At 38.5% G+C, this 24,954-nt stretch carries 19 protein-coding genes and 1 tRNA gene; 8 read left to right on the top strand and 12 right to left on the bottom strand.

Going from position 1 to position 24,954, the window contains the following annotated elements; genetic code table 11:
• Window positions 1–73: 73 nt before the first annotated feature.
• On the bottom strand, window positions 74–832 hold the full coding sequence (locus tag EL17_RS17440) for a biotin--[acetyl-CoA-carboxylase] ligase (RefSeq protein ID WP_035076984.1): 759 nt from the start codon (window positions 830–832) through the stop codon (window positions 74–76).
• Window positions 833–925: 93 nt separating this feature from the next.
• On the opposite strand from EL17_RS17440, the gene rsfS reads away from it, so the two are divergent.
• The 3 genes from rsfS to EL17_RS17425 all read left to right on the top strand — a co-directional run bounded on the left by rsfS (window position 926) and on the right by EL17_RS17425 (window position 4,809).
• A complete protein-coding gene (gene rsfS, locus EL17_RS17435) occupies window positions 926–1,273 on the top strand; it encodes a ribosome silencing factor (RefSeq protein WP_035076982.1) in 348 nt (115 codons plus the stop codon).
• Between the two features lie 63 nt (window positions 1,274–1,336).
• A complete protein-coding gene (ftsH, locus tag EL17_RS17430; RefSeq protein ID WP_035076980.1) occupies window positions 1,337–3,379 on the top strand; it encodes an ATP-dependent zinc metalloprotease FtsH in 2,043 nt (680 codons plus the stop codon).
• A gap of 176 nt (window positions 3,380–3,555) precedes the next feature.
• Entirely contained in the window at window positions 3,556–4,809 is a 1,254-nt protein-coding gene (locus tag EL17_RS17425; protein ID WP_035076978.1) for a metallophosphoesterase, read from the top strand.
• 839 nt (window positions 4,810–5,648) lie between these two features.
• Here the strand turns inward: EL17_RS17425 and EL17_RS17420 are convergent.
• Complete coding sequence (locus EL17_RS17420; protein WP_035076976.1) at window positions 5,649–6,791, bottom strand: DEAD/DEAH box helicase; 1,143 nt, start codon at window positions 6,789–6,791, stop codon at window positions 5,649–5,651.
• Between the two features lie 193 nt (window positions 6,792–6,984).
• On the opposite strand from EL17_RS17420, the gene EL17_RS17415 reads away from it, so the two are divergent.
• Window positions 6,985–7,458, top strand: a complete 474-nt coding sequence (locus EL17_RS17415) for a hypothetical protein (protein WP_035076974.1) — start codon at window positions 6,985–6,987, stop codon at window positions 7,456–7,458.
• On the opposite strand, the gene EL17_RS17410 is transcribed toward EL17_RS17415, so the two are convergent.
• The 5 genes from EL17_RS17410 to EL17_RS17390 all read right to left on the bottom strand — a co-directional run bounded on the left by EL17_RS17410 (window position 7,455) and on the right by EL17_RS17390 (window position 12,692).
• On the bottom strand, window positions 7,455–7,673 hold the full coding sequence (locus EL17_RS17410; RefSeq protein WP_035076972.1) for a hypothetical protein: 219 nt from the start codon (window positions 7,671–7,673) through the stop codon (window positions 7,455–7,457). The two genes, EL17_RS17415 and EL17_RS17410, sit on opposite strands and share 4 nt — an antisense overlap.
• A gap of 162 nt (window positions 7,674–7,835) precedes the next feature.
• The gene (metG, locus tag EL17_RS17405; RefSeq protein WP_035076970.1) at window positions 7,836–9,896 is read right to left on the bottom strand and encodes a methionine--tRNA ligase; all 2,061 of its coding nucleotides are present in this window, start codon (window positions 9,894–9,896) and stop codon (window positions 7,836–7,838) included.
• A gap of 97 nt (window positions 9,897–9,993) precedes the next feature.
• The gene (locus EL17_RS17400) at window positions 9,994–10,707 is read right to left on the bottom strand and encodes a hypothetical protein (protein ID WP_164675138.1); all 714 of its coding nucleotides are present in this window, start codon (window positions 10,705–10,707) and stop codon (window positions 9,994–9,996) included.
• Between the two features lie 325 nt (window positions 10,708–11,032).
• Entirely contained in the window at window positions 11,033–11,581 is a 549-nt protein-coding gene (locus EL17_RS17395; RefSeq protein ID WP_035076966.1) for a hypothetical protein, read from the bottom strand.
• A 277-nt stretch (window positions 11,582–11,858) separates the two neighbouring features.
• Window positions 11,859–12,692: a mechanosensitive ion channel family protein gene (locus EL17_RS17390; RefSeq protein WP_051720087.1), complete on the bottom strand. Its 834-nt coding sequence runs from the start codon at window positions 12,690–12,692 to the stop codon at window positions 11,859–11,861.
• A gap of 169 nt (window positions 12,693–12,861) precedes the next feature.
• Here EL17_RS17390 and EL17_RS17385 point away from each other — a divergent pair, with 169 nt between their 5' ends.
• Window positions 12,862–14,385, top strand: a complete 1,524-nt coding sequence (locus EL17_RS17385) for a DUF4394 domain-containing protein (protein WP_035076964.1) — start codon at window positions 12,862–12,864, stop codon at window positions 14,383–14,385.
• Window positions 14,386–14,569: 184 nt separating this feature from the next.
• Here the strand turns inward: EL17_RS17385 and EL17_RS17380 are convergent, their stop codons facing one another.
• Window positions 14,570–16,228, bottom strand: coding sequence for a M28 family metallopeptidase (locus EL17_RS17380; RefSeq protein WP_035076962.1), 1,659 nt, complete (start codon window positions 16,226–16,228; stop codon window positions 14,570–14,572).
• A gap of 347 nt (window positions 16,229–16,575) precedes the next feature.
• Here EL17_RS17380 and EL17_RS17375 point away from each other — a divergent pair, with 347 nt between their 5' ends.
• From EL17_RS17375 to EL17_RS17365, 3 genes are all read left to right on the top strand, one after another.
• A complete protein-coding gene (locus EL17_RS17375) occupies window positions 16,576–17,604 on the top strand; it encodes an alpha/beta hydrolase (RefSeq protein ID WP_035077649.1) in 1,029 nt (342 codons plus the stop codon).
• A 111-nt stretch (window positions 17,605–17,715) separates the two neighbouring features.
• A tRNA-Leu gene (locus tag EL17_RS17370) sits at window positions 17,716–17,797 on the top strand.
• A 162-nt stretch (window positions 17,798–17,959) separates the two neighbouring features.
• Window positions 17,960–18,343 (top strand): methionine-R-sulfoxide reductase, encoded by a 384-nt coding sequence (locus EL17_RS17365; protein ID WP_240486013.1) that lies wholly within the window; start codon window positions 17,960–17,962, stop codon window positions 18,341–18,343.
• A gap of 165 nt (window positions 18,344–18,508) precedes the next feature.
• On the opposite strand, the gene EL17_RS17360 is transcribed toward EL17_RS17365, so the two are convergent.
• The 4 genes from EL17_RS17360 to EL17_RS17345 form a co-directional block, all read right to left on the bottom strand.
• Window positions 18,509–19,111: a ribonuclease HII gene (locus tag EL17_RS17360; protein ID WP_035076958.1), complete on the bottom strand. Its 603-nt coding sequence runs from the start codon at window positions 19,109–19,111 to the stop codon at window positions 18,509–18,511.
• Window positions 19,083–21,752 carry an MGH1-like glycoside hydrolase domain-containing protein gene (locus EL17_RS17355; RefSeq protein WP_035076956.1) on the bottom strand — a complete coding sequence of 890 codons (2,670 nt, stop codon included), beginning with the start codon at window positions 21,750–21,752 and terminating at the stop codon, window positions 19,083–19,085. The genes EL17_RS17360 and EL17_RS17355 overlap by 29 nt, the downstream gene beginning before the upstream one ends.
• A 405-nt stretch (window positions 21,753–22,157) precedes the next feature.
• A complete protein-coding gene (locus EL17_RS17350) occupies window positions 22,158–23,501 on the bottom strand; it encodes a sensor histidine kinase (RefSeq protein ID WP_035076954.1) in 1,344 nt (447 codons plus the stop codon).
• Window positions 23,491–24,873, bottom strand: a complete 1,383-nt coding sequence (locus EL17_RS17345; RefSeq protein WP_035076952.1) for a sigma-54-dependent transcriptional regulator — start codon at window positions 24,871–24,873, stop codon at window positions 23,491–23,493. Before EL17_RS17345 ends, EL17_RS17350 begins: the two co-directional genes overlap by 11 nt.
• Between the last annotated feature and the right edge of the window lie 81 nt (window positions 24,874–24,954).

Raw genomic sequence — 24,954 nt, 5'->3', positions numbered from 1 at the left:
AAATATTTATTTGTGTTTATTTATCTCCGACTGTAAATTTACTAATAGTTTAGACAAAATAAAATTATGCATTTTATCGAAATTTAACTTGCTGAAAGGAATATTGATTTATAGAATCGTGTTCGTCTTTTATTATCAATTCCCCCTCCTCACTAATCCCCACTATTTTACCCTTGAAGACATGTTGTTTGTCTTCAAATAAAAACCATTCATCATAGCGGTATAAATGCCTGATATATTCAGCTCTCATTTGTTTTTTATATCCACGCTTGAGTTTTAAATAATATATTTCGATGCTTTTGATAATCAGTTTAAATACTTCGTCCTTATGGACCTCTCCTCCTGCCAATATGGCCAGGGATGTAGGCCCTTTGAAAGCAAAAGATAATTGATTTATATTAAGTCCTATACCTATAAAGGAGATGTCTATTCCTTTTTGACTGACGGTATTTTCTATAAGAACCCCACCCAATTTGCCGTCGCGTTCATGAAAGATATCATTTGGCCATTTTACTTTTATGCCAGTACTGTAATTTCCCAATACTTCCCTTATAGCCAGGGTAATCAATATATTCAAATCAAACTGTTCCGATGCATCTAAAAAAGAGGGTGAAAGTACCAAAGTGAATGTAAGGTTTTTAAAAGGCTCACTCAACCAATCATTTCCACGTTGACCTCTTCCTTTAGTTTGATTTTCTGTGATGATTATGGAACCTTCATGAGCCAAACCTTGCTTATATCTCTGCATGGCTAAATCATTGGTAGAATGACACTCTGGCAGACTAATGATGTCTTTGCCCAAAAATATGGTGTTGGCAAGGATTTTATGCATATTAAAATTAGTTATTTTGTCCCACAATAAAGATATTTAACGTTTTATTTAGGATGAAGAAAATCAACCAAAAAATAAATACAAATATATAATATGACAGCAGAAGAGCTGAGTAATGTGATTGTGAAAGGTATGGAAGGCAAAAAAGCTTCCGACATTGTAGTGATGGATCTTAGAGAGGTAAAAAATTCAGTTTCTGATTTTTTTGTCATATGTTCAGGAAATTCAGACACCCAAGTTGAGGCCATATCCACTTCTATAGAAGAAGAAGTAATTAAATATAACAAAGAAAGACCTTGGAAAAGTGAAGGTAGATCGAATTGCCAATGGATTTTGATAGACTATGTAAGTGTAGTAGCTCACGTTTTCCTTAAAGATAAGCGAGAATTCTACGCTTTGGAAGAACTTTGGGGTGATGCCAAGGTTACTACTATTGATTAATCATCCGAACTTTCATTTTTTAAATTCGTTCAACCTTAAGTTTATTGCCTTAATATTCAAACAATGAGTGAAAAAAACAAGAATAAAAAGTTTATTCCCAAGCCCCCTCAAAAACCTAGTTTCCAACTGTGGCTGATCATCACTGCAGTTATTGTATTAATAGGTGTATCATGGTTCAGTAATAGACATGCCGTGGTGGATGTCACTATGAAACGTTTTGAGGACATGGTGATGAGTAACGATGTAGCTAAAGTAGTGGTCGTTTATAATCAGAATTATGTAGATGTCACCCTTAGGGAAAGTGCGCTGGATAATCAGCGTTACAGAGACGAATTGGATCTGGAAAACAGATTTGCCAGTAATGCAGGCCCCCATTACAGAATACAAATTGCTTCTGTAGATAAGTTCATTGAAAACTTCAATGAACTTGAAAGCCAGGTTCCCGAAGATCAGCGTATTGGACATACAGCCAAAAAAGAAGAAAGCCTTTGGAATACTTTTGGCAGCTTTGGATTCCTGATCCTACTATTTTTCCTTTTCTGGTTTATGATGAGAAGGATGGCCGGACCTAGTGGGCCGGGTGGCCAGATATTCAATGTAGGCAAATCCAAAGCACAATTATTCGATGCCGAAAACAAAGTAAAGATCACCTTTGACAATGTGGCCGGTCTGGATGAAGCTAAAGAAGAAATTCAAGAAATAGTAGAATTCTTAAAAAACCCAGGCAAATTCACTAAATTAGGAGGTAAAATTCCAAAAGGGGCTTTGCTGGTAGGACCTCCAGGTACGGGTAAAACCTTACTGGCCAAAGCTGTGGCCGGTGAAGCTGGTGTACCTTTCTATACCCTTTCCGGATCTGACTTTGTCGAAATGTTTGTGGGTGTGGGAGCTGCAAGGGTCCGGGATTTATTTAAACAAGCCAAAGAAAAGGCCCCCTGTATCATATTTATAGATGAAATAGATGCCATAGGCCGTTCAAGGGGTAAAGGACAGATGCCTGGATCCAATGATGAGCGGGAAAACACACTTAATTCCCTTCTAGTGGAAATGGATGGATTTGGCACCGACCTCGGAGTTATCGTATTGGCAGCGACCAACCGTCCTGATGTATTGGACAGTGCACTGCTGAGACCTGGTAGATTTGATAGACAGATCAGTATAGATAAGCCGGATATAATAGGCAGGGAAGCTATTTTTAAAGTTCACTTGGAGCCTATTAAATCGGCAGATGACGTGGATGCTAAAAAACTAGCTGCACAGACACCGGGATTTGCCGGTGCAGAAATTGCCAATGTATGTAACGAAGCAGCTCTGATAGCAGCGAGACGAAATAAAACAGCTGTAGACATGCAGGATTTTCAGGATGCGGTAGACCGTGTCATTGGGGGCCTTGAAAAGAAAAACAAGATCATTTCGCCAAACGAGAAAAAAATAGTAGCTTATCATGAAGCCGGTCACGCAGTAGCAGGATGGTTTTTAGAACATGCCGATCCTTTAGTCAAAGTCAGTATCGTTCCTAGAGGAATAGCTGCTTTAGGTTATGCTCAATATCTTCCTAAAGAGCAGTTTCTGTATCAGACAGAGCAACTAGTAGATGAAATGACTATGGCCCTGGGAGGAAGAGCTGCCGAAGAAATCATTTTCGGTAAGATCTCCACAGGTGCACTAAGCGATCTGGAACGTGTCACCAAAATGGCTTATTCAATGGTGTCTGTATATGGTATGAATGATAAAATAGGCAATGTGTCCTTCTATGACAGTAAACAGACAGACAGGTTTAATAAGCCATATTCTGACTCCACTGCAGAGACCATAGACGAAGAGGTACGAAAGCTAATTCAGTACGCCTATGACAAGTCAATAAAACTTCTGACCGATAAGAAACCTGAACTAGAAATTCTTGCCAATGAACTTTTGGAAAAGGAGATACTGTTTCAAGCCGATCTTGAAAAACTTATAGGCAAGCGACCTTTTGCTTCCGAGACTACTTATGAAGCTTTTACCAGAAAAGTGGATGAAAAAGAAGCTAAAAAGGCAGAACAAGAAAAAGAGGCGATCAACACTTCTATCGCAAGCAAAATAAAAGATTCCGACGAAGACAAATAGTTCTTAAAAATGATAATTTAAAGCACGGTGTGAAAAGACCGTGCTTTTTTTGTATACTTTTTATTAATCCACAATCTGATATTAAGAAAAATTAACGGTTCAATTATTTAAAGTATGGATGGTTGGGCAAACTTTTTATCAGTCATTGGAATTGTAATATAAATTAAAATATCTCAATGAACAGTTTAGGTCCGATTATATTTCTGTGTGTATTTTTTTTTATTTCTCTATTACTTCATTGGTATGTATTTCAAGGATTTAAAGCGCTCCTGTCTGATTGGGAAAGCATAAAGCTTAAGACATATGCCTACTATCTATACTGGATCATCGCTACCGGTATTATTACAGCCATAATCTATGCTTTTTCTAGGATTATCATAGAGGGTGAAATTCGGCCTCAGATCCAATATTTCCTTAATGTTTTCCTGACCGTCACCACTACCCAGGTCGTTTTCATACTATTCATGCTTGGTGAAGATATGTACAGAGGAGTGATGGCAAGTGTCAATTACTTCTCAGGCGAATCAGCACCCTATTTACCCTCACGCAGAAAATTCATAACCCAGTTGGGCTTAGCCATAGCAGCAGTACCCTTTACCGGTTTTATTTATGGTATTCTTAGAGGAAAGTACAATTTCAAGGTTCATCGAGAGGTGGTTTATTTTCCAGATCTTCCAAATGATTTTGATGGTTTCACCATTGTACAGATTTCAGATATACATGCCGGAAGTTTCAGAGACTATCAGGAAGTGCAGCGGGGCATAGATCTGGCCAAAAATCAGCAGGCAGATATGTTTGTTTTTACAGGTGATCTTGTAAACCATAAAGCGGAAGAAATCGAACCTATGCTGAACCAATTTAAAGAAATAAATGCTCCTTATGGTCAATATTCTATCTTAGGAAACCATGATTATGGAGACTATGTTTCATGGCCCACAGAAGCTGCCAAAGCTGCTAATTTTGCAAAAGTAAAAAAACAACATGCCCTAATGGGATACAAACTATTGCTTGATGAGCATGTGACCATAAAAAAGGGAGATTCGGAAATTAAATTATTGGGCGTAGAAAACTGGGGTGTGGGGTTTAAATCCAAAGGGGACCTATCAAAGGCGTTAAAAGGGGTAGATGATAAAGATTTTAAAATTTTATTAAGCCATGACCCTTCACATTGGGATCAGGAAGTCAAAAGCCATACATCCAAAATTCACCTGACCTTATCCGGACATACCCATGGCATGCAGTTTGGAATAGAACTTCCCGGTATAAAATGGAGCCCTGCTCAATATAGATATCCAAATTGGGCCGGTTTAGCAAATTCTATGGGAAGATATTTATACGTCAACCGTGGATTTGGATTTCATGCCTTCTCGGGAAGGGTGGGTATATGGCCTGAAATTACTGTATTGGAACTTAGAAAAGAAAGGGGATAAGGAAGCTTTGAAGTAGGTAAAATAGGTAATAGCAATTTTTATATTCGTTGATGTATGGATGGGATAGATTTTAAACCCCTTTTATATCTATGGGTTTCTCTTATGCTTATGATCAACGCTTAATCCTGAGTCGTATGGCATACTATTTGGTTAAAATACAATAGTTTCCCTTGGCGGCAAATCAGGATATCTCGCTAAAATTCCTGTTAGATAATACTATTAGTTTCTATTTCATAATATTATCTATTTGAGGTTTCACCCCTGTATTTGCCGCCTCTTTATTCAATTATATTCATGGTAGATTCCATAGATGATCCCAAAAGTCAAACCATTGCGATTTAAAAGAGCTGGTTGCCCTGAAGAGAAGGGTATGAGAAAATGCAGCTGAACAAACAGATGTACCCACAGCAAAGAGTATTTTCTGTAAACTGGTACTTGAAAATGCCTCCTATATCACATAAACCCATAGGAAATTATATTATCAAAATGAATCCTAAAGATAGTCAAAGTGATGTACCAGGAGTTCTTCATAGAACCTAGCTATCAATTTACTCACCTTCTACTGGAGGTGAAAAAAATATGATGATGAATGAATGTATCAGCGGTGAAGAGCCCGCGATTATACTTTCATAAAGAAAAGTTTTCCTGAAATCTTATGATGGATCTACACGAGATCTATAAACCATCTGATATTGTAAATTCATTTTTCTCTATTAGAGCTTTTAAAGATAACCTGTAAAAATAAAAATGGCTTTTTATTGTAGTCGGCTTATGGTTCCCAAACAATTTAGATTTCATGTTATAGAATCCCCTCAAAAGAAGTATAGTTAGCATGTTTATCAATATCCATGAAGATCTAAATCTTTGGTATCCACAAATTCAACATATCGTTTCATTTTCTTCTGAATGACTTTCCAGTGATGCATATCTTCATCTTCTAGTAAAGTAATAGCTTCACCGGTAGCTTCTGCCCTGCCCGTCCGCCCTATTCGGTGCACAAATTCCAATGGCGACCTGGGCAATTCATAATTGATTACATATGGGAGTGCCAGAATGTCCAGGCCACGAGAGGCCAGGTCTGTTGCTACAAGTACCCGCAGTTTCCCTGCTTTGAATTGGTTGATAGCATCCAATCGTTGATTTTGAGATTTTTTTGCATGCATGGCCAAGGCCTCTATCCCGTTTTTATTTAATTTAGTAGTGACATTATCAGCCTTTTTGGTGGAAGAGGTAAATACCAGGACCTGCTTCATTTCCCGGGTTTTTATCAAATATCTCAGCAATACACCTTTTCTCTCTTCCGTTGTTTTAAAAGCTACTTGAGAAATACCGGAAACATCCTCTGCTTTTTCTTCCACCTCTACCATAAGTGGATCGTTGAGTACTAAGGCATTGATTTCTTTTAGACTTTCTTTTAGTGTAGCTGAAAAAAGCATAGTTTGCCTTTTCTGGGGAATCATGCCTAACAAGGCTTTCATTTCACCACTAAATCCCACATTAAGCATTTTGTCCGCTTCATCCAAAACCAAAAACAATAACCCCTCCATACTGATAGCATTATTTCCTATAAGCTCTAGGAGACGCCCCGGAGTAGCAACCAACACCTCTGTCCCATAAAGGTGTTTCATTTGTGGCTGTATAGAAACCCCACCATATACCGCCATTGACAGAACCGGAGGATTTAAAGCCCTTCCTAATTCTTTAAAAATTTCATTCACCTGAATAGCCAGTTCCCTAGAAGGCACCAGGACCAGTGCTTTTATATTTCTGCTTTTTACACGTTTCTGTTTGTTTAATAATTCAATGATGGGCAACGCATAACTAAGCGTTTTCCCTGACCCAGTCTTAGCTATTCCCAGCACATCCCTTCCTTTCAACAGTGCAGGTATAGCTTTTTCCTGTATAGGATAAGGCTGCGTAAGCGATCGCTTGTCCAGTGCGGAGACTAAAGGGCCCGAAAGACCCAGATCAGAAAATAACATAATGTATTTTTTTTTATCCTGTAAAGATACAATTTAAAGAACTACAAGCTACTTTACCCAATATATTTAAGGTTCTTTTAAAATGTTATTATTTTATGATTTAATATATTAAAACAAATAAAATAAATCGATTTCCTAAACTTTAACAACTTTTAACCGTATACATATAAAGAAATTAAATACGTACGAAGACATGAAAAGAGCCCTGATAATATTACTTAGTATAGGTATAAGCCATTTTTCTTATGGACAAATGACCCAGCCTACCTATAGAACCACTAATGGTGTACCTGATGCAGCAGGTTTTAAAGTCACCTTGCCTACTCCCAACGGTGGCTTATTAATCTTTCCAGATAAAAAAGGCAACCCTAGCGCAAGCGCAATGAAAATAAGGGAGTATCAGCCGGATAATATGACAGGAATGGTAAGTACCCCCAGTAGTAACCTTCCTTCCGAAATATATTTTAGCCCTGAATTATTACCTTCTCCAAGAACAACTGCACAATGGATAGCACCTATACCTTTAAAAGATAGAACCATGGAATGGGAAAAAGCCATAGAACCGGCATATCACCTCATGCCTTTTAATCTAAGTCCTGCAATAAATCAAAACCCTATTTTTGAAGATTATAGGTCACATGAATTTTATCCGCGACGTAAGGACTAGAAGAGCAGCACTTTTTCAGAAACTGATTTACAGCATACCGGGCAGCACACAGCCCTGGGTTCTGAAGTGAGTGCCCTTCTCAATGCTTCAGCGGAGTTGTTATATGGACCTAAATATTTTCTATTTAGCATATCCGGGATTATAGGGCAATCCTGATGATGTATCTCTTTATGCCCATGGGCAGATGGTGTTTCAGCTATGTAAAAGTATTTCATAACATAAAAGATTAAATAATTACCGCAATTTAGCCAATGTATAAACCTTAAAAAATACCTAGAACTAGGTATTTTTTAAGGTTTATCTCATTCAGGTATATGCTAAAAATTATACCTATAACTACATTCCATTAAAGGTACTACATTAAATTCTTGCTCCGATTAGCTGATGGATGCCCCTGGATGGGTAGATTTATCGGGCTGTAGGAGCCTGAGTGAACCATCCCTATCTTCGGCCATTAAAATCATACCTTCGGAATCAATTCCCATCATAGTCCGGGGAGCCAAGTTTAAAAGCATCGTGACCTCTTTTCCTATTAGTTCTTCGGGAGTAAAATGTTCCGCCACTCCACTGAGCACGGTCCTTTTGCCCATACCAGTATCTACCGTTAATTTTAAGAGTTTTTTTGATTTTTTTAGTTTTTCAGCTTCAAGTATCTTTACTACTCTCATATCTAGCTTTGTGAAATCTTCAAAACTGATTATTTCTTTCATGGCAGGGACTTTTACAGTATCCATTTCGTTTTGCTTTTTAGATTCCAATAATTTATTGATTTGCTGTTCCACAGTTTCATCTTCTATTTTTTCAAATAATAAGGCTACTTTTCCTATGTTAGATCCGCTGGTTAATAAAGATAGCTTACCTGCATCTTTCCACTTGAGTGATGGAAGATTTAGCATATCCTTCAGTTTCAATGAGGTAAAGGGCAAAAATGGTTCAGCGACGATGGCCAGATTTGCGCCAATGTTTAGAGCAATGTTCAGAATGGTGGCTGTTCTCTTTTCATCGTTCTTTATAACTTTCCATGGCTCAGTATCTGCCAGATATTTATTGCCCATTCTGGCAAAATCCATAACAAATGAAAGTGCTTCTCTGAATCTGTACTTTTCTATGGAGGCAGCAATTTTGGCAGGATATTCTTTCACCCCCTCCAAGATCTCCTGATCATACTCTGAGAATATGTCAGCAGCAGGCACTTTACCTTCAAAAAATTTATCCGTCAGCACTACTGCCCTGTTAATGAAATTACCTAAGACAGCTACCAGTTCTGAATTATTTCTTGACTGGAAATCCTTCCATGTAAAATCATTGTCCTTAGTTTCCGGAGCATTAGCCGTAAGTACATACCTTAGGACATCCTGTTTATCAGGAAATTCCTTTAAGTAATCATGGAGCCATACGGCCCAATTACGGGAAGTTGAAATTTTATCTCCTTCCAGATTTAAAAATTCATTTGCCGGCACATTTTCAGGCAAGATATATTCTCCATGGGTTTTTAATATAGCCGGAAATATGATACAGTGAAATACTATATTATCCTTTCCTATAAAATGAACAAGTTTGGTATCTTTATCTTTCCAGTATGGCTCCCAATCTATTCCTTTCTCTGCTGCCCACTCTTTTGTGGATGAAATATACCCTATAGGTGCATCAAACCATACATATAGGGCTTTACCTTCAGCTCCCTCTACCGGTACTGGCACTCCCCAATCCATATCTCTGGTCATGGACCTTGCCTGTAAACCTTCTCCGGCCTCTAACCATGATCTACACTGTCCCAATACATTGTTTTTCCAGTCATGCTGATGGTCTTCCAAAATCCATTTTTTCAGGAAATGAGTATATTTTCCAAGATCCAAAAACCAGTGTTTGGTTTCTTTCAGCACGGGTGTATTTCCACTTAGTTTTGATCTTGGATTTATTAGATCTGTAGGATTTAAAGAAGTACCACATTTCTCACATTGGTCTCCATATGCAGCTTCATAACCACATTTAGGACAGGTCCCTTCTATATATCGGTCTGCCAAAAACTGGTGAGCTTCTTCATCGTAATACTGCTCAGTAATCTGTTCGATAAATTCACCCCTATCATATAGTGTTCTGAAAAATTCAGAGGCGGTTTCATGGTGAATAGTCGATGAAGTGCGTGAATAATGGTCAAAGCTAATACCAAATTCAGAAAAACTCTGCTTCATCATGGCATCATAGCGATCCACTATTTCTTGGGGTGTCACACCTTCTTTTTTAGCTTTGATGGTAATAGCTACGCCATGTTCATCAGACCCACATATAAAGGCTACATCTCTTCCCTGTGATCGCAGGTAACGCACATATATATCTGAAGGTATATAACAGCCAGCCAGGTGTCCAATATGTAATGGTCCATTGGCATATGGCAAAGCTGCCGTAATGGTATATCTTTTAAATTCTTTATGGCTCATAGCGTGCAAAGATAATCAAAATTGAAGCTTCAATAAAGTTTCACCTATTAGTTAGTATGGAATTTTGCATACCGGACATTTATATAGCTACCATACTTTACCTATTTAGATATACCTTTGCGATAAATTGTACCTGAAAAAGCATATCCGCACCAATAAGCTTTTGTCTAATATTGTTACCATCTATAGCTGATCCCGTCGTAACTAAAGCGGAAAATTCTACACCTATATCATAATCTTTTTCCAAATTCGTACTTATACCGGCTCGCAGTGGAAAATATACAGCAGTAGTGGAGCGCCGCTCTTCCCTGATAACATATGCTGCCTCTCGGTCCTCATTTATACCTATAACTATTTTATCATTCCTGTTTACATGCATCACCCCAACTCCTGCTCCTACATAGTATAGCCAGGGATATCCCACCATATTGGATAGGACAGGTCTAAAGTTATATCCTGGCATGACATCAATATATGTAGCTACACCCAAAAAATCTTTTGCCTGTCCTGCCAAACCCCATTCCACGGCTTTAGCCAATACATCATCTTCTTGGTGATAAACTTTATTGCCACTATTTAAGGTTTGGAAACCAATAGTAGCCCTAATGTCCAAATGGTGGCTCAACTGTTCATTATATCCTAAACTCAATGATGGGTTTATTTTATAATCGTGCATAGGGTAATTGGCCGTATTGTCTCCATAAATAATAGATGGACCCATACCGATGGAGAAGTAATCTCTGCTACGTTGGGCTTTAATTTGTTGAGAAGAATATAGTAAAATAAGAATCAACAGGAATATACTTTTCATGGGAATATAACTTTGGGCAGATTTGGCATGTAATAGGCTTTTTAATTCTAAAATAAATGCCCATCTACTTACGATATTATAGAACAGTTCGGATTGATTAAAGAGGAATTATAGGATAAAAAATACAAAAAATTACATATTAATTACATCTAAAAAACAAATCAAAAGCAAAACAAAATTCGTTTGGAAGCCTTTGAATGATTATAATTTATACCCTAAGATTGAAGTGTATTAATAATACTCAAAAAAAATGATACTTAGGGGAGTAAAACTACGTCCCCTTAACATATGATCAACAATTTTGGAAACCAATCCGTTTTAAAGCTTAAAAAGCATATCCAAAACTGATGCCGACCCATAATGGCCAAAATCCATTATGATTAAAAATAGGTGTAAGATTGGTCCTGAAGGTAAATCCTCCATCTGTAGGAATTCGTCTATACCCCAGGTTTAACGTACCGATGATGGTGGGTGTTTCCCCCATATCTAAAATGAAGTTCCAGTTATTGGTTGTTTCCAGAGTACTACCGGACTGCCCCCACGGTGTATATGAATGCCTATATCTTACAAAAGTGGCACCCCCTCCCACTTCAAAATAATGCTTTTTCTTACCCAATAAGCGGGTCACCTGAACCGGAATGGTCAGAATATTGGTGGAAGAATAATTTCCGTCTTTTATAGCCCATCCCCCTGCTCCTGCCCTCAAACCCCACGAATCAATTTTAGACCGATCAAACCGAAAATCATAATTGATAGAATATGGCAAACCTGCTCCACCGAGTTCTACATATACAGATTGGGTAGCTACTTCCTGTGCGTGGGCTGCCAAAAAGTTCAGACTAAACAAAACGATAATTAATATAAAGCTTTTCATTTATTTTAAAATTCTTTTATAATGATCATAACCTATACCATATTCCTGGACGTACTCATGCAAAAACACTTACATCACTACCCTCTTTGTGTCATTTTAAATGGATGCGAATAGCGCATATTTAAAAGTCAACTAAAGATATATGGTTTTATAATAGGAAGGTAGAAATAAGAGAATTAAATTTTTAAATAAAAAAACCTCCCTTCATACCTCATAAATCAATATCACCCTCTTTATGGATAAAAAAATACCTACATCCATAACTGGATTTTTATTTTCATCTTTTTAAATTAAATCCGGCTTTCTCCAACGCTTGGACCACTTCCACAATGGCCTGGGATTTAACTCTGTTATAACCCGGCACTCGCGTAAAAGTATTCACCCAATAAAAGGTGGTAACGATAATGGCATTATTGGTTATCTCTTTTACCACTACCATTGGAGCCCTTTCTCCTTTAAGGACACCTTTGACCTGGAGCATGCTTTTTTCCATGAGTAAGATAGCTGCAGGGTAATCTGAGCCATGATCTAGACCTATGTCAAATTGATTTCTGATAAAACCGTCTATAGTGAAATTTATCAAGGGATTTTTAACTATGGAGCCGTTGGGCATATAGACATCTTTGCCATCTTCAGTTTTGATTTGGGTGTCCCTAAGATTCAGCTTTATTACCCTGCCTTTCATTCCGGTAATCTCTATAACATCCCCTATTTTAAACGGCCGTTTGAAAGCAAGTAAAATTCCAGCTAAAAAATTTTCCCCAATATCCTTTAAAGCAAAACCTATGATGAACGCCGATATACCTGCCCCCGTAAGTACGCTCGTCACCACACCGGTAAATCCCCAAAATCTCAATACGAACAAAATACCCAATAGTAAAATAACACCCCTGACTAAACCCGCCAGAAAATTGGCTAGGAGTGAATCATTCATGTTTTTTTCCAGCCGCTTATTGGCCAGCTTCTTTACATAATATCCTAAAAACCAAAATATCAGCAATAAAACCACAGCTATAATCAGTCGGGGGGTAATGGCTACTAATGTATCGTAATTGTCCAATACTTGAGATTGAATGTCTCCTACAAAAGATTCTATATCTGTGCCCTGCATATGGTGAAAAATGATAGGTGATGGTTATTTGGACATCCCACACAAAAAAAGCACCAGCATATTATAGCTTTATAGTTATATACTAAAACATTCAAAAAAAAATGTAAGCACTGCATCCACTTCAAAACTTTATACCGTATCTCCAAACATTCACAACCAACACATAATCATGAAAAACAAAAACAACTTTAAGCTGCCGGGGATCATTCTTTCATTGTACTTACTATTGGGAGCATCCTGTGATAATGCAGGAAATGAAATCCCCCCTTCTGAAATGCCTGGATTTGCTCCAGAAGTAATGTTTACCGGATTAACCAACGATAGTCGCATAGCAACATTTGATGCTAGAAATCTAAACCATCCTAAGGATGTTCGTACTTTAACAGGGTTGGTCGATGGAGACAAAATCATAAGTATAGATTATCGTCCTGCGACCGGCCAACTGTATGGATTAGGAGAAACAAGCAGGATATACATTATTAATGAACAAACAGGAGCCGCAACGGCTTTAGGGGTATCAAGTTTTAGCCCTGCCCTACAAGGGGAAAATGCTTCCTTGGATTTTAATCCTACTGTAGATAGAATAAGAGTAGTAACCGCTTCGGGACAAAATTTAAGACTTCATCCAGAACTAGGTACAGTAGTGGCCACAGATGGAAATATTTCAGGAGGTGACCTGCCTATGATCGGAGCTGTTGCCTATACCAACAGTGTATCCGGTGCTTCTGAAACACAGTTATATGATATTGATTTTAGTAAGAATAAACTTTTTATCCAAACACCGCCGAATGAAGGCGGACTTCAGGAAGTAGGAGATCTGGGGGTAAATTTTGAAGGATCAGGTAATTTTGACATCAACCCGGATAATGCTGTTTCTTTAGCTGTGACTTATCATGATAAACAGTCCAAACTGTACATGATAGATCTTAATACGGGCAAGGCATCTTTTGTGAATAGGTTTGATCTGCCTATTATAGGTTTGGCTTTTAAAACCAATCCTGTGGCATATGCAACGGATGCTCAAAACAAATTATATAGATTTAACCCTGATGCTCCCAATATGAATGCTGTCGATCTGCAAGGTTTGGAAGCAGGTGAAACTATCGTGGGGCTAGATTTTCGACCAGCAAATGGGGCTCTATATGCTATCAGCGACAAAAGCCGATTATTGACTGTAAATACTGCCAATGGTATGGTGACTGCCATAGGGTCAGGGTTATTCCCGATGCTTACCGGATCTACTTTTGGATTTGACTTTAATCCTACAGTAGATAGAATTAGATTGGTCAGTAATCAAGGCCAAAACCTAAGACTTCATCCGGACTTAGGTACTGTGGTATTTGTAGATGGGATACTCAATCCTCACCAACCAGTAGTAAATGCAGCGGCATATACGAATAATTTCCCAGGTGCGGAAACAACAACACTCTATGTATTAGATTCCGATAACTATAAACTATTCAAACAGGATCCACCAAATGATGGTGTTTTGGTAGCTATAGGCAATACTAATATTGCCTTTGACTGTAACAATGGCTTTGATATTGGAGGACATTCAAATATGGGCTATGCCCTTCTACAAACAAACGGTAAAACAGCAGTTTATACCATCAATCTAGAAACAGGTGCTGCCACAAAAGGAAAAGAATTTAACATTAATCCAACGGCCCTGGCTGTAGGTTTGGGATTCTAATTTAGAATTACAGATTATATCTCGTTCAAATACTTTTCAATTAATTTGATTTTATATGATAAGGCGGCCAGAATCGGCAGCCTTTTTTTCTGTTTAAATCATTATTCCTAACTTGAAGGAGTTTAATCCTTATTTAAGATTTATAGGTTTTGTTCATTGCTAATCAATATTTTTTAAAAGAGTGCTATTTCCCACCTTCCATATAAGCATTACGGGTTGCTTTAAACTCCGAACCGGCTTTCCAGGTTGGCCATCTATCACTAAATGCCAATATTTTACCCACCTGATATAATAACTGCACATCATCTACTGCTCCCTCAAGATCCCACCGTGCGGCATCATACTGGTCAGAAGGCTTGTGGTAAAAATCAGCCGTATACTGCAACTGTAAAACCTTTCCATGCTCTATACCCTTCTCCATATGGTCTACCCCAGTATTGGTATAAAGTGCCGGTATTCCTATTTTTGCAAAATTAAAATGATCAGATCTAAAATAATATCCTGCAGAAGGTGTGGGTTCGGGTGAGGTATATCGCCCTACTTTCTTTGCCTCTTCTTCCAGAATTTCCTCCAATTCAGACTGTCCTTTCCCTACTAATACGATATCCTTCATTTTACCATAGGGGTTAATACCATCCATATTGATATTAGCCACTGTTTTTTCTTTTGGATATATAGGATTTGCTGCATAATAAGCAGAACCCCAAAGACCCTGCTCTTCTGCTGTTACTGCCAAAAACACAATTGTTCTTTCCGGCCGGTTCTCTGATTGGTTGAATGCTCTTGCCAGTTCCAGTAAAGCTGCAGTACCACTGGCATTATCAAGTGCCCCATTATAAATACTGTCCCCAGTTTCATCAGGTTTACCTATGCCCAAATGATCCCAGTGAGCTGTATAGATGATATATTCATCAGGCCGTTTAGATCCTTCTATCATGGCGATGGCGTTTTTACTCACATTATATTTGGTGGTGACTTCAATACCAGATGATGCATAAAGTCCCATAGAAACCGGTATAAATTCCTGTTTCCTTGCTTTGGCAAGCATTTCCCGCTCATTCAAACCTGCCAGTCCAAAAAGTTTATTGGCAGCAGGAAGGGTAAGCCAACCTTCAAAGGCAAGTTTGTAGGGTTCGTTTTCGCCTTCATCCAGATAAAGCTTGGAAGCCTCCCAGCTATTTTGAACAACATTGAATCCATATCCTGCCGGAATGGTATTGTGAACAATCAGGCAACCTAAGGCTCCCTGACGTGAAGCTTCTTCATATTTATAAGTCCATCTGCCATAATAAGTCATTGTATTTCCTTTAAAAAGACTTTCGTCATCGGTACCAAATCCAGGGTCATTGACTAATACTACTACAATTTTACCTTTTACATCAATATCCTTATAATCATCCCATCCATATTCCGGCGCCACTATTCCAAAGCCAGCAAAAATCATCTCCGCATCATCAAATGTTACTTTCGCTTCCCTTCGCTGTGTCCACAGCACATAGTCCTTAAGCCCTGCGATATCTAACTGGCCATTAGGATGCTTAATTGTCATTTTATCTGCAGGATGAGTAGTAATTTCCACCATGGGTACATCCTGAAAAAAGCTGTCATCATTCCCTGGTGTCAATCCTATAGCTTTAAATTCAGTTTCGAGATAATCCAGCGTTTTCTCTTCACCAACTGTAAAAGGCATCCTGCCCATAAATTCGTCCGAAGAAAGCATCACGATATGCCTTTCCAGTTCTGTGAGTTTTATTTTATCACTTTCAGACTTTATGTAGCTTTCCTGGCATGAGACGGTAACCAGAATGGCCAATGACAAACAAATCTTCAATATGGTCTTCATACTTTTATTATATTTCTGATGCAAAATAAATAAAAAGATTTAATTCAAAAATCTGCCCATTAATTCATCCGTCTTTTAAAACGCTAATACATAATGTGATCATTATTATCATCAATATCCTAGGTAAAAGGACCTGCTCTAATGAAATTTTGTGGGGATATGGTATAGAGCCGACCTATTGAATATAAATAAACTAATCATTATTGACGCTTGATAATAATAAAATAAACAAGATGTTCCCCCTCCTTTAAAAAAGCATTTTTATATTTACTGTGGGCTAAAGGAAATCTGATCCGTTGGATACTGTGGTAAAAGCCTTTAGTTTTGATCTTTCAAATACTGATTACATGCTTAAGAAAATAGGGATCGTTTCGATGGTCATTGCCATCCTTCTGGCAATAGGTTATATGCTGGGTCCTCGGGAACGGACAGCAGATCTGGCTGGGGAATATCCGGAAGTGCCTTTTAATCTTACAGAACTTGAAAATTACGTAAGGTTGCGGGAAGATACTGTCCGTGGGTTAAAACCTGACAATGAGGCCAAGATCGTCTGGTTGGATAGTCTCAATAAACAAAAGACAGAATATGCATTTGTTTACATTCATGGATTTGGCGCCAGTGAGAAGGAAGGCCATCCTATACATAGGGAATTAGCTCAATATTATGGAGCAAATCTTTACCTGGCAAGGCTGCCTGAACATGGTATAAAAAGAGAAGATGCCTTAAAGCACCTAACCGCTCAGGATCTTGCGGATAGTGCCAGAGAAGCATTTTCAATTGGGAAATCTCTGGGGGAAAAGGTCGTGATCATAGGAACCTCTATGGGCGGTGCGCTGTCACTCATGCTGGCATCAGAGCAGGCAGATATAGCAGCTATCGTGCTCTATTCACCTGCCATCAGGGATTTTGGTGGCAGATTAGATCTTTTTTTCAATCCATGGATCAAAAATATAATGGAAAACTATTACACCGATAATGGAGTCGTCCGAATACCACGCGAAGGGGATATGGCTAAATATTGGATGGAGGAGCAACATGTGAATGGTTTTACGAGCTTGGCTGTATTATTAAAAAGCAAAATGACTCCAGAAACTTTTAGTAAAATAACACAACCATTGTTCATGGGATATTATTATGAAGATGATGAGCACCAAGACTTTGTGGTGTCAGTTCCCGCTATGCTGGAGATGTTTGAATCTATCGAAACTCCTGAACATCTTAAGATGAAAATGAGCTTTGAGCAGGCTGATAATCATGTGATCGGCTCACAGATAACATCTGAAGAATGGGAAAATGTACTGGAAGCCACCAAATACTTTCTTTCCAATACCGTAGGCATAACAGTACCTATAGAACAAATCATTTTAACCGATTGATTCATAACACTAAAGGTGTCACCTTTCATAAAAAGGTAATATAGCCAGATATTTTTCCTAAAAGAGATTTGGACTGAAACCTATAACTTTATACTTTTGCTATCCCTTACTGCGCACGTGGTGAAATTGGTAGACACGCCATCTTGAGGGGGTGGTGCCTTCGGGTGTGGAAGTTCGAATCTTCTCGTGCGCACATACGGCCTTTAGATCTTTCTAGAGGTTTTTTTTTACCAAAACCCTTACCTCTTCTACAAAAAAAATTTGCATCAAACTTTATATAAATCTGCTTGTTATACTCATCAATGGATATGCCTTTAAATTCAGTGCTTTTTCATGAATCAATATTTGATTTTGTTTGTTAAGAACACATATGATGGACAATTACAACTCACTCACTCCCGAAGAGGAAAGGATCATAGTACATAAAGGAACAGAATATCCCGGTACGGGCAAGTACTACCTACATTCAGAAAAAGGAACATATATCTGCAAAAGATGTAATGCACCCCTTTATACCTCCCAGCACAAGTTTGAAAGTAGCTGTGGCTGGCCAAGTTTTGATGATGAAATAGAAGGTGCAGTAAAAAGATTCCCCGATGCTGATGGCAGACGAATAGAAATAGTCTGTGCCAACTGCCAAGGACATTTGGGTCACGTCTTTGAAGGAGAATATCTGACCAATAAAAACCTAAGGCACTGTGTGAATTCTATATCACTGAAATTCATACCGGGGTCTTAGCAGGCTGAATAATATAATAGCCAAGATTTTTACTGGAAATTATTTTAGGATACAGATCTTTGAAAATGGGGAGGTTACTATATTCTGTGAGTACAACGGACTTTGATTAAATTCTTTTTTTGTTTTGAAAAGCCTTATGGCTGTGGTAATTTTTGGCAATTATATTTAAAAAGGAAACTCAAGCTGCTCCGGAAGTAGCCGAAATGATTTTCGGTGCAGTGGTGTGATCCCCATTTTACCTATGCCTTCTCTATGAGCCTGTGTGGGATATCCCACATTGGTCTCCCAGCCATAGCCCGGATAGTCGATGGCATGTCTGCACATCAGTTCATCACGGTAAACTTTTGCCAATATAGAAGCCGCTGCGATGCTGGCAAATTTGCCATCTCCCTTCACTATACAGTCAAAAGGAATCCCCAGATCAGTTTTGAATCTATTGCCATCTATCAATAGATGTTGCGGTCTCTGCGCCAGTCTTTCTACTGCCCTGTTCATGGCAAGATAAGAAGCTTCAAGTATATTTATCCTATCTATTTCCTCCACGCTGGCCTGAGCGATAGACCAGGCCAGTGCATTGGATTTGATGACATCTACCAGTTCTTCCCGGTTTCCTTTGGTCAATTTTTTTGAATCATTGATAAACGCATTGGCAAAACCAATAGGAAGGATAACTGCCGCCGCAACTACTGGTCCGCATAAACATCCCCTTCCCACCTCATCACAGCCCGCTTCAATTCTATCAATTTCTAAATAAGGTAAGAGACTCATCTTCTTTCTCAGGTTCTTTGTAATACTTATGTATCATTTCTGCCACAAGGCCTGTCCAGCCTGTCTGATGGGAAGCGCCCAGTCCCTGACCTGTATCACCATGAAAATACTCATAAAATAATATGTAGTCGTTGAAATAAGGATCATGCTGCATCGCATGACAGTCACCGTACACAGGTCGCTTGCCAAATTTATCCTTTTTAAAGATACTGATCAATCTGTATGACAATTCTCTAGCGACCATGTCCAGGGTTACATATTTTCCTGACCCTGTAGGATATTCTATGGCAAAACTTCCCCCGTAGTAAAAATTAAATTTCTTCAGCGACTCAATGATCAGGAAATTAATAGGGAACCATATGGGCCCACGCCAGTTGGAATTGCCCCCAAACATAGAGGTATCAGCTTCTCCAGGTGTATATTTGATACTATAATTATGACCGTTAAGCACCAGGGAATAAGGATTGCGTTCGTGATCCTTGGAGAGTGAACGGATGCCATAAGGAGAAAGAAATTCCTTTGAATCCAACAGTTTGGTCAAAATACTCTTCATCCTATGCCCCCTTAACAATGAAAACAGACGGCGTTTATCTTTACCAGGCTGAATCCAGCTAGAGACCAGAGCAGCCAATTTGGGCTTTTCTTTTAAGAAAAAATCCAAACGTTTCTTAAATTCCGGGAGGTTTTCAAACATTTCTTCCCTTATCGCCTCCACAGCAAAAAGTGGTATGATCCCCACGATAGACTTTACCTTCATCATCTCGGGCTTCTGCCCATCCATGTGAAGCACATCGTAAAAGAAATTATCATTGTCATCCCAAAGTGTAATGTGCTCTCCAGCTATATTGGCCATTGCACCTGCTATATAAAGGAAGTGTTCCATAAATTTGGTAGCAGTATGCTGATAGACTTTATTATGATCGCATAGATCAAGGGAAATCCTCAGCATGTTCAGTGCAAACATGGCCATCCAGGAGGTGGCATCAGCCTGTTCCAGTTTACCTGCAAATTTTTCCGGATTACTCCTGTCAAAAATACTGATATTATCAAGACCTAGAAATCCCCCTTCAAAAATGTTTTTACCTTCATTATCTTTCTGATTTACCCACCAGGTAAAATTCAGCATAAGTTTATGCAGGCATCTTTCGAGAAATTCGTAATCACCTCCGTCATTCCGCATCCCCTTATCTATCTGAAAAACCCGCAGTACAGCATAGGCGTGCACCGGTGGGTTTACATCACTGAAATTCCATTCGTATGCCGGTATCTGTCCATTGGGATGCATGTACCAATCGTTCAGCAGAAGCAAAAGCTGGGCTTTGGCAAAATCAGGATCCAGCCTGGCCAGCGGAATGCAGTGAAAGGCCAAATCCCAGGCTGCATACCATGGATATTCCCACTTATCCGGCATAGATATGATATCATAGTTCTGTATATGACGCCAATGCTTATTCCTTCCCTGCTTTCTTTGCAAAGGAGGCACATATCTACCAGGGTCTCCTTCCAGCCAGCGCTCTACATTATAATAATAGAACTGCTTACTCCATAGCATACCTCCATATGCCTGCCGCTGGATGCTTTTCAGTTCTGGATCCGTCACGTTTTTCTGGATATCACTGTAAAACTCATCTGCATCCGCCTTCCTATCATCGATAATGTCTTTTACCTGCTGTACGTCCTGGGCAGATTTCTGATGTTGCATCCTAAAATCTACTTCTGAAGATCCACCAGCTGGGATAGTTATTTTATATATGGCAGCAGCCTTCGTACCTATGAAATTGGGATTTAAATGCCGATCATCTCCTGATACTACGTAGTCATTCACAGCATCTTTAAGATATTTTTTCTGATTTTCTATATTGTAAAGTTTTTCCCTATTGGTCTCATTATCGCAAAAGACCAGTTCAGGTTCATCCGAAAAAGTAAAAGTATACCTTCCAGATTTAGGCATAAAGGCCGATATTTTATTATCCCCTTCTTTGCTCATTCTAGGAATATAGGGTTCATTACCTGAAAACCAATTTTTGCGGAACCATATCGTAGGCATCACCCATATGGTAGCCTCTTCGGCACCTCTATTATGGATTGTGGCCCGCCCTACTATATCTTCTACATCATGTTTGGCATATTCTATAAAAATATCAAAATAGGCATCTTCATCAAATATGCCGGTATCCATCAATTCGTACTCGGGATCATTTTTAGTTCTTCTTCTATTCTCTTCTACCAGTTCACGGTATGGAAATTCATTTTGAGGATACTTATATAGCATCTTCATGTAACTGTGCGTGGGACTAGAATCCAGATAATAATAGACTTCTTTTACATCTTCTCCATGATTCCCCTGGTTTCCTGTCAGTCCAAAAAGGCGTTCTTTAATCAAAGGATCTTTGCCATTCCAAAATGCCCAAGCTATACAAAGCTTCTGTTTATGGTCACTAATACCTGCTATTCCTTCCTCTCCCCACCGATAGGCTTTACTGCGTGCATCTTCATGGGTGACGTTTTCCCAGGCAGATCCATTAGGACTATAGTCTTCTCGGACGGTGCCCCATTGCCGGTCTGTCAGGTAGGGGCCCCATTTTTTCCAATGTTTTTTTTTCTCCCGTTCCTCCTTAAGCTTTAATTTTTCAACAATCATGAATTAAATATTTCAAGTTAAGTAGTTCGAATTTAAGGTATTTGAAATCAAATTATACCTATTCCAAAAAATAAAAAACCAGTAAATTCACCGAAATCGATTGTTATATGAGTATATAAAGGTTTCATTTTACCGGTGGTACCCATCTTGACATAAAACTTTTTCAATATGAATATCAAAAAAAAGTTTATCAATTACATTAAAATGTTATGATTTGAATTCCTATAAAACCCGATTCTCATTATTCACTGATCATTTGCTGTATCCATATTGGCCAAGTTAAAAAATAATAATTTAAGTATAAAAACATTATCATTAATCAAGATATGCTTTCTTTTAGCTTCAAAAAGAGTTTAATTTTCAGCTGTCTGAGCTTAGGTTTTTACTACGAAAAAGCGTCCTCTGTTATCCATTAAATATCAATTTGAATACTGTACCCTCACCCAGGGCGGAACGGACCTGAATGTTGCCTTTATGCCTCCGCATGATCTGTTTGGACAAGCTCAGACCGATTCCGGAGCCTTTCTTTTTAGTGGTGAAAAATGGTATAAAGATTTTGCTCATGGCTTCTTCCTCTATGCCTTTTCCCGAATCCATAATTTCCAGAATGATCTTACCGTTTTCATCTATAAAAGCAGTAAGGGTAATTTTCTTATCCTGAATATCTTCCAAAGCGTGAATACCATTTTGAATAATATTGATAAGTACCTGTTCTATCATATTGCAATCAGCAAAAAACAGGAGATCAGCTGGATCGATATGTTTCTCAAGTTTAATCTGATTTTCATCCAGTTGATGTTGAAAGAGTATTTCCATTCTTTCAAAGAGGTCCGAGATGGATATAGCCGTAAATTTAGGTAACGGTATATGGGCCAAGCTTCTAAAATCACTTACAAAGTTTATCAGGCCTTCACTTCTTTTTTCTATGGTACTTATGCCCATAAGATAATCATCTACCTCATCTATATTGACTTCCTGATGATGCTCGATTTTATGCTGGATATCAGAACGAATGGTTGCGGCAAGAGAAGAGATGGGTGCTATAGAATTCATAATTTCATGGGTGAGTACTTTTACCAGGTTTTGCCATGCTTCCATTTCTTTTTCTTCCAGCTCACTTTGGATATTTTGCAAAGAAACCAGTTTAAATTTAACATCCCTGAGAACCAGTTCTATTACATACACAGAAAGCTGCATGATACCATCCGGATGTGCTATTTTGATCAGTTCACTTCCTCCTGTCCTGAGGCTTTGAATGGCATGGTGGAGTTCTTTGTTCACATGCTGGATTTCTCCTATATGATGCAGCTGATTGATATTGAGCATTCGTTTAGCTGCGGTATTAAGTATCTGAATGCTCCCGTCCTCCTCAAAAGTTATAAGTCCTATACTTAAATGTTGAAATACAGACCGAAAGTAATGATAGTTGGCTTCTTTTTCCGCCTGGTCTTCTTTTAATTTTGCCAAAATGGCGTTAAATTCAATATGTAGATCATCCGTCTCCGTGCCGTCAAACTTTACAGGATATGTAGTGGCATAATCGCTTTGCTTAATGTTATTAAGAAACTCACGCACCTTTTTAAAGCTGGATTCAGCGTACTTTATTAAAAAAATCAACTGGGAAATGACCAATATAATAAGCAGTGAAATGGCAAAGACGCCTCCACTGCTGAAAATCAAATATGCAGATAAAAACAAGGTGACCGATAATAAGACCACCCTGCCCATCAGTCCGATCTTATAATCCATATTTTTCTAACCTTCTGTATAAAGAAGCTCGGGTAAGCCCCAGCTCTTTAGCCGCTTTGGAGATATTCCCTCCATTTTTATCTATTGCTTTTTGGATGACGTTTTTCTCCACATCATCTAGGTTCAATGTGTTGGCATTACTGATTTTATCATTGGTAGGTTTAGAGGAAAGAAAGAAAAAGTCCCTGCTGTCCAGTTCATCTCCCTCTGCCATAATGATAGCCCGCTCTATGGCATGCTGAAGTTCCCTGATATTTCCTGGCCAGTTATAACGCTGTAACAGCTGCATGGCCGAACCTTTAAAGCCTTTAAAGCTTTTCCTGTATTTTTGAGAATATGACTTTAAAAAATGTTCTGCCAGCAATGGTATGTCTTCCTGACGGTCTCTCAGGGGCGGCAAAAAAATTTCTACGGTATTGATTCTATATAACAAATCCTGACGGAAGGCATTATCCCCTATCATTTCATGAATAGGCATATTGGTGGCGCAGATTAATCTTATATCTACGGGTATGGATTTATTGGTCCCTATCCTGGTGACTTCCCTTTTTTGAAGTACAGTCAATAGTTTGGACTGTAAGGGAAGGGAAAGATTCCCTATTTCATCCAGAAAAAGACTCCCCTTATCAGCTATCTCAAAACGGCCGGCCCTGTCTTCCTTTGCATCCGTATAAGCACCTCTTTTATGACCAAATAGCTCACTTTCAAAAAGGCTTTCAGTAATGGATCCCATATCTACGCCAACAAATATCTCTTCATTTCTATGGGACCTATCGTGTATAGCGCGGGCAATGAGCTCTTTTCCAGTGCCGTTTTCACCTAATATCAATACATTGGCATCAGTCTGGGCCACTTTATCGATGATAGAAAATACATTTTTCATGACTGAACTGCTACCAATGATGTCCGTGAAAGACTTTTTCAGATCTGCCTGCAACTGTTTTTGTTTTTTGGAAAGTTTGTCTACCTGGTTGTAACTTTCTTTTAATTTAATTGCCGAATTTAAGGTAGCCAAAAGCTTCTCATTTTGCCACGGCTTTAGGATAAAATCCGTAGCTCCCTCTTTAAGCGCCCTGACTGCCATTTCAACATCCCCAAATCCCGTAATCAATATTACAACTGCATTTGGATCTATTTCTTTTATCTGTTTTAACCAATGAAAGCCTTCTTTACCGGAAGTAGTATCTTCCGTAAAATTCATATCCAATAGAATAACATCGTAAGTGTTATTATTGACCAAAAAAGGAATCCTGCGTGGATCTTTTTCGATCATGACTTCTTTTGCATGCTTTTTTAATAACATTTTAGCAGCAAATAATAGGTCTTCATTATCATCTACTATTAGAATTCTTCCAAGATTATGCTCTTCCATAATATAAAACGTTTAATAAAAGGTTGGCTGAAATGATGCCACAAAAATATTGGGTCAATTTAGTGAAAAAAGGGCATAAAC

It is taken from the genome of Anditalea andensis (assembly GCF_000714815.1).
Lineage (GTDB): Bacteria > Bacteroidota > Bacteroidia > Cytophagales > Cyclobacteriaceae > Anditalea > Anditalea andensis.
The sequence above is the reverse complement of the archived record's forward strand: the minus strand, read 5'-3'. Positions and strand labels throughout refer to the sequence as shown.